Annotated in this window: 6 protein-coding genes; 1 reads left to right on the forward strand and 5 read right to left on the reverse strand. The window is 52.5% G+C overall.

What is annotated here, in order from left to right; all coding sequences use genetic code 11:
* Positions 1-17: 17 nt before the first annotated feature.
* Entirely contained in the window at positions 18-2,018 is a 2,001-nt protein-coding gene (locus tag RUE5091_RS21780) for an alkyl/aryl-sulfatase (protein ID WP_058284052.1), read from the reverse strand.
* A 66-nt stretch (positions 2,019-2,084) separates the two neighbouring features.
* A complete protein-coding gene (locus tag RUE5091_RS21785) occupies positions 2,085-2,270 on the reverse strand; it encodes a hypothetical protein (RefSeq protein ID WP_058284053.1) in 186 nt (61 codons plus the stop codon).
* A 274-nt stretch (positions 2,271-2,544) separates the two neighbouring features.
* On the opposite strand from RUE5091_RS21785, the gene RUE5091_RS21790 reads away from it, so the two are divergent.
* Entirely contained in the window at positions 2,545-4,209 is a 1,665-nt protein-coding gene (locus tag RUE5091_RS21790; RefSeq protein WP_058284054.1) for an alpha/beta hydrolase, read from the forward strand.
* A 58-nt stretch (positions 4,210-4,267) separates the two neighbouring features.
* On the opposite strand, the gene RUE5091_RS21795 is transcribed toward RUE5091_RS21790, so the two are convergent.
* The 3 genes from RUE5091_RS21795 to RUE5091_RS23460 form a co-directional block, all read right to left on the reverse strand.
* A complete protein-coding gene (locus RUE5091_RS21795; RefSeq protein ID WP_058284055.1) occupies positions 4,268-6,085 on the reverse strand; it encodes an SLC13 family permease in 1,818 nt (605 codons plus the stop codon).
* A 48-nt stretch (positions 6,086-6,133) separates the two neighbouring features.
* Complete coding sequence (locus tag RUE5091_RS21800; protein ID WP_243470853.1) at positions 6,134-7,006, reverse strand: ABC transporter ATP-binding protein; 873 nt, start codon at positions 7,004-7,006, stop codon at positions 6,134-6,136.
* Positions 7,007-7,163: 157 nt separating this feature from the next.
* On the reverse strand, positions 7,164-7,462 hold a 299-nt coding region (locus RUE5091_RS23460; protein WP_207383767.1), incomplete at its 5' end, for a hypothetical protein.

Genomic DNA, 7,462 nt, shown 5'->3' on the forward strand with positions numbered 1-7,462 from the left:
GGCGCGGGAGCACCACATCACTCAGGCACCACGCCCTTCAGTTCTTCCGCGTCATAGGGGTCGTGTTCAATAGCTTGTTCATCACTGGCGCGTGTGCCCGGAAAGACTTCGTATTTTGGGTCGAAATCCACCAGCAGACTGGCCAGTGTTTTCAGAATAGAGGGGTCACCCGTGACCTGAGCGGAGCCTTCGGCAAGGTGTTGTTCAAAGCTCTTCTCTCCGGCCAGAGTTTCTTCCAGCTTTGCACGGTCAATCGCCAGCGTCAGGTCAGCAGTTTCAGCCTGATACCCCCTTGTGTTCGTCAACGTCGCGTTTTCCAGTTCGACAATAAATTCCTCTCCATTATCCGGAGTTCTCAGATTGATCGTAAACCTCAGCCCCTCAGCTTTTTCGCTATCGAGCCGGATTCCGAGGAAGTTCAGAAACAGCTCAGTCGACATGGCGCGCATAACGTCAGGATTGGTTGTTTTGACGGCCTGCCCGGAAGGGATACCGGATCGCAATTCAAAAGCGCCCGCCAAGAATGAGTTGCGAAGCCCAGGGTTTTCCTGCTGATAACCGATTTGCTCGAAGGCATCCGCGAGAAGATCACGAGCGACTTCGTTTTCGGGTTCGGCAAGCGCAACCTTGTTCAGAATTTCAGCAACCATCAAATAATCACCGGCTTCGTACATTTCACGGCAATTAGCGACAATTGCCTCGGCCCCGCCCATCATTCGGACGTAAACCGGCGCTGAGTTTTCCGGTGAAGGCGGAATCAGTGTTGCGGGATTACAGTCCCAAAATCCGAGGTATCGCTGGATTACACCACGGCTGTTGTGCTCAGGTGAGCCATGGTAACCGCGAGCGTGCCAGTGTTTCTGAAGACCCTCGGGGACTTTGTAGACGTTATGGATTTGGTTGATTGTGACGCCGTTGTTTGCGTGATGAAGAACCTGATTGTTCATATTCGCGTAGATATCGCGCTGCGCCCGCAGCACCTCTTGAATCCTCGCATTTCCCCATCGCGGCCAGTGGTGCGCGGCGAACATAACTTCGGCCTCTTGACCAAATCGGTACAAGGCCTGCGCTATGTACTTTGACCAAACCAACGCGTCGCGTACTGGAGCGCCGCGAAGGGTATAAATATTGTGCAAGCAGTGGGTGACATTTTCGGCCATCCACAAAGCCTTCATGCCGGGAATGTAGGTGTTCATTTCCGACGGCGCCTCAGTATCCGGCGTGTTTTGGAAAACCATCGGAATGCCATCCACCTCGAATTCCTCATAGTCTTTTGAGACGATCCGCGTAGGGGCAATCAGTGTCACAGCGCCACGTGATGCAGCCTGTCCCAGACCCTGTGTGACATAGCCATGTGGATCAACGGGTAGTAGAATACCGTACTGGTAATAAGCCCTGCGATTCATAGCGTTACCAGCATAAACGTTTTCGGACACCGTATTGTCCATGAAGCCAACGGGAGCGATGATTTCAACTTTGCCGGCTGCCACATCTTCTTCCGATATGATACCCTTTATCCCGCCCCAATGATCCACATGATTGTGCGAGTAGATCACAGCGGTAATGGGAAGCTCTCCGCCAATATGTGATCGAAACAGTTCCAACCCGGCGCGTGCGGTTTCCGCTGACACCATCACGTCGAAAACGATCCAACCAGTTTTCCCGCGAACAAAAGACATCTGGGACAGGTCGAAACCGCGGATTTGATAAATACCCTCGACGACCTCATATAGTCCGTAGTCCTGGTTCAGCTTTGCCTGACGAAACAGCGACGGGTGAATGCTTTCGTAACTATCCGCCTCGTCAATAAAATCGAACTGCCCCATGTCCCACGCAACGTTACCTGCATCCGCCATGATTTTAGGATGCTCCATTTTTGCGATCAGACCGCGTTCGCATTCGTCGAAGTCGCGGGTATCGTCGAAAGGCAAGGCATCGTGTGCAGCCTCCAGAACGGATTTGGTGTGCTGTGACGGAGGATTGCCTTTGGCATGAAAATGTGGCCGTTCGCTGGGCATGATCAAATTGCTCCTGATTGTAATGAGAGATTCCTGGACAGAACCGATCCGTGAAGGTTGGATAGGTTATTCGCTTTGAGTTGCATCACCGCCGACGGGAGCGATCCGGGTCGGGCCCTCTGAACGAGTGAATAGATAGACCATGAACAGGACAAAAAGGATTGCGACAAAGCCAACGACGCCGGCCATACCAAAAAGCGGTGCCCGATGCCGTTCATTCTTGTCGTTTGGATCGGTGTTGTTTGACGACATGTTGATCTTCCCCCCGAATGATCATTGTTTCCAAATCTCCGATTGCACCGCGTGATAGGTCGCACGGACACAACACGTGCCGATGCAAAGACTGGCACTCGGCAATAAAAGATAATGTATTCTATATGTAAGAATATCATTATGCTTAGGTTTTGTCGTGAATTTTGTGACGGGTCAGTTAGTCAACAACATTCCTGGCTCGCGCCGCAAACTTCGCGAATTTCTGAGCTGAAGCAGGGCGGGCCCAAGCTTTACGATAGGAAGGATGAGGGAAATGGTTCGGTTGCGCGCATTTATTGCTGGATTGTCCATTCCTTGTTTTCTGCTTGGTCTGATTTTGTTTGCAGCGTCACTGACACCGTCCATGATCCCCCGAGGGCCGATGGCGCAAGGCGTTCTTGGTGGCCTGGTCATGTCGCTTGGATACTTGATAGGGAAAGTGATTGGCTTGATCTGGCTTGCAGCCGACCTGCCTGTAATTCCACGTAAGCTGGCTGTTCTGCGTGATGTGTTGCTTACGGGTACAGTACTGACACTCGCGGTCTGGTCGATCACCCTTAACCTTGAGTGGCAGAACGATTTGCGTAGCAAGATGGGGCTTGCAGAGGCCGAAACCCAATACCTGATGACAATGCTACCCATCGCCTTGCTCACATTTTCCGCCGCCTATCTGATCGGCAAATTGATTGAAGGCATGTTTCGATGGACGCGCGCTAAGTTCTATCGCTTCATGCCGCCAAGGCGGGCCAATATCCTCGGCGCTTTGACAGTGTTCACAGTACTGTTTATCGTAACTCGAGATGGCGTTTTCGATCGGGTAGTCGCTACGCTCGACGAAAGTTACGAGGCGGCTCAGGAACTTTTTGACACCGCGCCACCAAAGCCTGCCAATCCAAACAACACCGGGTCGTCTGCCTCGCTCATCGATTGGGCGGCTATGGGCAAGCCGGGCCGCGACTTTGTCGAGACCGGACCGGATGCGGAAGTTATTTCAAAATTTTCTGGCAGACCCGCTTTGGACCCAATCAGGGTTTATGTGGGTCGGGCAAATGCCGACACACCAATGGAGCGGGCGGAACTGGCCTTGGCGGAGCTGAAGCGCCTTGATGCATTCGAACGAAAGATCCTGATTGTTACAAGCCCCACCGGAACCGGTTGGATGGATCCAGGATCGCACGATCCTGTCGAATACATGCACAACGGAGATATAGCGACTGTAAGCGTCCAGTATTCCTATATGCAATCACCACTTGCTTTGGTTCTTGAAACCCGCACTGGCCTGGATCAGGCGACCGCTCTTATGGAAGTTGTGCACGACTATTGGCGAACCCTCCCAAAAGATGACCGCCCCAAGCTTTACGCACACGGACTAAGCCTCGGGGCCTGGTCGTCGATGTATGCAACCAACCTGTTTCGTCTGGTTGGTGATCCTATCGATGGAGCGTTCTGGGTGGGGCCGCCATTTCCTTCAGACTTTTGGCAGCGTGTGCAGAATTCCCGACAACCGGGCAGCCCTTGGGTTTTGCCTACAATTGGTGATGGTTCGATTGTTCGCTACGCTTCCCACTTCGCGGACGCGTCTGAGGCTGCGGCTGATTGGGGCCAGATGCGAATTGTCTTCTTGCAGTACTCAAGTGATCCAATTGTCTTTTACGATCCGTTTTCCTTCTGGCGTGCTCCTCCATGGATGAAAGAACCGCCCGCGGAAGATGTTTCAGAACACCTTACATTTATACCGGTTGTGACCAAGTTTCAGTTGGCCCTCGATATGGCATTATCTTTCGGGACACCACCTGGACATGGGCATGCCTACTTTGCCGAGGATTACATAGGTCCGTGGGTGCAGGTTACTGCACCCGAGAACTGGACTGAAAAAGACACAGAACGCCTCGTTGCTCACTGCGATGTTGGATTCCAGTATGGGTGTGTAAACAATTGACTTCACTTTGCCCCCGAAGTGCCAACTAAAACAACGACATAAATTAGGGAGTAAACCGTTAATAAGGGAACAGCATTGGAGCGATGATCACCGCGACAGTGCCGGTCAGTATTGTGAGCGGCACACCGAGTTTGAGGAAGTCAGCAAAACTATACCCCCCGGGTGCAACGACCAATGTGACCACAGGCGTTGAGATCGGAGTCGAAAATGACGCGGATGCAGCTATCAGAACACACAGCGCAACTGGGTATGGTGAAATCCCAAGCGCTTCGGCGGCTGAAATAGCAATCGGCGCAACAAGTACCGCAGAGGCAGTATTGGATAGGACTAAGCCCAATAAGGCCGTTAAAACAAAGATCGCCGCCATGACTGCGCGCGGACTGGCTTCTCCGACAAGGTAAAGCAGTTGGTCGACGATTAGGTCCGATCCGCCCGTAGCTTGCAGCGCGTCGGCAAGTGGCAACATCCCGGCGATAAGAACGAGGCTTGGAAGCTTTACGGCGCGATACGCGTCTTCGGCGGAAAGAGTGCGAAGCAAGACTGCCGCTACCGCGGCCATCAGTACTGCAGCAGTTATTGAGACGATTTCTGAGACCGTCAGGGCAACCATCGTGGCCATGATGGCAATCGCAGCCCAAAAACCCTTAGCTGCCGGTGGGACGGATGTCCGCTCATTTGGGAAGGACAGAAGCACCAACATATCATGCCTTTCAACCGCACGATCCAAGTCTTCCCATGATCCGGCAAGCATAAGACGATCGCCTGATTGCAAAACTGTAGTGTTGGGGTGTTCGACGGGCTCGCTGTTTCTCACCAGGCCAACAATCTCAATCCCTTTGGATTCGAACCCGGGTGCATCATGCATTTGTCGATCAATCACATTAGCCTCGGGGTGGATCAATACATCCGCAAGACCCAACTGATCGATCCAAACAGCGCTTGATTTCTGAAAACCCAAAGTTTTGGCAAACAACGCATTTGTTGATAACTCCGCCAGTGCGTCTTGGGATCCTCGAATGAATACAATGTCGCCCGGTAGCAGTTCCATACCTTCACGAAACATGGCTGCGAGGTACTTTCCTTTGGCGCCAGGCCTCAGTCGAACGAGTATTGCCGTGCCACTTCCCAACAGCTTGTCAACGTCCTCTGAGAGTATTTTGCCAGTGACCTTGAAAGTCGCGGAATGTAAATCCAATCCAAAGGTTTCCCACATACCAGCAAGCGTCGTTCCGGAAATTGCGAACCCTTGCTCATCAGGGGTCGACTTGGTCTTCAACCGGTAGCGACCCCAAAACAAAACAAACAGGACTGCAACAACCAGAACCGACGCACCGATCAAAAAAAAGGAAAACAAACCGAAAGGTTGGTATCCCTGCGCCACCAACTCATCACTTACGACAAGGTTCGGAGGCGTGGCGATCAGGGTCAGCATGCCACTTATCAACGCGGCATAGGACATTGGCATCAAAAAACGAGCCTTGTCGTTTGCCGTTTCTTGAGCAATTCGCAGAATGACCGGTATGAAAATTGCGACGACGGCTGTTGAGCTCATAACGCTCCCCAGAAGCGCCGTGCTGATCATGATGAGCACCAGCAATCCAGTTTCACCACGACCACCGTGCCGCATGATGGCGTCCCCTACTGCGCGAGCAACGCCGGTTCTATCCAACATTTCGCCCAGCACAAGAAGGCAGGCGACAAGGATTACAACGCTGTTCCCAAAGCCCGATAGGCTCTCCCCAATTGTCAGCGTGCCGCTGAGGGCAAGCGCAAGAACAACTATCAAGGCAACGAAGTCATAGCGAACACGGTTGCTTGCCATCAGCACACCCGCGACGGCAATCAGAGCGAACACAAATCCGGCTTCATTCGTCATTATTTTACCCCCTTCAAACGATAGGGCGTCTATTCATGCGTGCAAATTTCAGGTGGTCGCGTCAGCCATATCCACGCCTGCTTCCCGCAGCAGTTCAAACTTCACAGCTGTTGCACTGACCTGTCGATAAAAGGCAATCAGCTGCCGCGTCGGGCCCTGAAGACGTGTCAAACCTACGGTGGCGGCGACGACTGTGCCGACATCCGTATTGCCTTCCAGGACCTGCCAACCGCCCACAACAAGAACCCCCACCGTCCCGGCGCCGTTAATGGCACTGAGTACAAATTTCGAAGACAGCTTCCAGACGAATATCCGGGAACGGGTATCGTAGATCTCGTCAAATTTAGGAGTGACCTCCGCGGCCGAGCGATCAGGGTCAACAAGCCAGTTTGTGGCTTTGCGCAATGTGTGAACTCTGTCTGACACAAGGGAGTTCACGCGCGTCTGCACGAGAAGAACAATAAACACCTGCGGGACAATCATGCCAATTGCAATCAGTCCCAGAGAGGGTTGATTGGCCGCAATATACCCAACGATCACAACAAGGGTGCCGGCCTGTACGATGGGTTCAGACAGAGCGCTACCAGAGAACTTTCCCACTTGTTCGGCTTCGGCCGACACCATTGTTGCTTTAGCACCATAGGCAACTTTCTCGGAACCTGCCGGGTTTTCGCGCGACAGATTGCAAATGCGCTTGCGCAGTTTGCGGATCATGTCTTCGCCCAGGACGCTCGAAAGATACCCCAGCACCCATTTCAGCGCGAGACTCAGGGTTATCACCGCGCACATAGCAGCACCAAGCCACAGCAAGCCTCCGGGGCTTATGTTCTTTTCGGTCAGACCGTTCACGATTTCCTTCTGGTAGTTCAGTGGAAACGCCGCCAGGGCGGCAATGGCCAGCGACAGCAAGATGTTGACCACCTGACGATGTCCCGTAGTTCTCAAGATAGATTTGTAAAATTCGATCACTCGCTCCCCCAAAATCCAAGAGCACCTTTGCTTGAAGGTGCGGGTACATTGTTGTGACTGCACCCTAACACTCAATCCAATCTGAATATAAATCTACCTTTTCTTTGGACTAAACGACTACGCTTGAGACGCTCGAATTCAGGAGCAACGATATGAGTGAAAACATATAGCGGGAATTGAGAGCGGCCGCTGAGGTCCAAACCTGGAGAAGCGGAGCCGCACTAAATTGACGAGAGATCTCGAGCACGATTTGTTGGATTGGCCGAATTTCAGGTTGACCAAAATCTGAGATTAGTACGAACGTCGGCTCTTGATCAGCTGCAAAGCAGCATGTGATTGCACGATGAATGGCATCTGTGGGTGGCTCCTGCATTGCAAGTGTTTTCTGGTGATATTCGCGGTCTTTTT

Source organism: Ruegeria denitrificans, from assembly GCF_001458295.1.
GTDB lineage: Bacteria > Pseudomonadota > Alphaproteobacteria > Rhodobacterales > Rhodobacteraceae > Ruegeria > Ruegeria denitrificans.

What these genes read in the sequence shown, in the direction of transcription:
- RUE5091_RS21780 (WP_058284052.1), bottom strand. Translation starts at nt 2,018, where the DNA reads ATGCCCAGCGAACGGCCACATTTTCATGCCAAAGGCAATCCTCCGTCA.
- RUE5091_RS21785 (WP_058284053.1), bottom strand. Translation starts at nt 2,270, where the DNA reads ATGTCGTCAAACAACACCGATCCAAACGACAAGAATGAACGGCATCGG.
- RUE5091_RS21790 (WP_058284054.1), top strand. Translation starts at nt 2,545, where the DNA reads ATGGTTCGGTTGCGCGCATTTATTGCTGGATTGTCCATTCCTTGTTTT.
- RUE5091_RS21795 (WP_058284055.1), bottom strand. Translation starts at nt 6,085, where the DNA reads ATGACGAATGAAGCCGGATTTGTGTTCGCTCTGATTGCCGTCGCGGGT.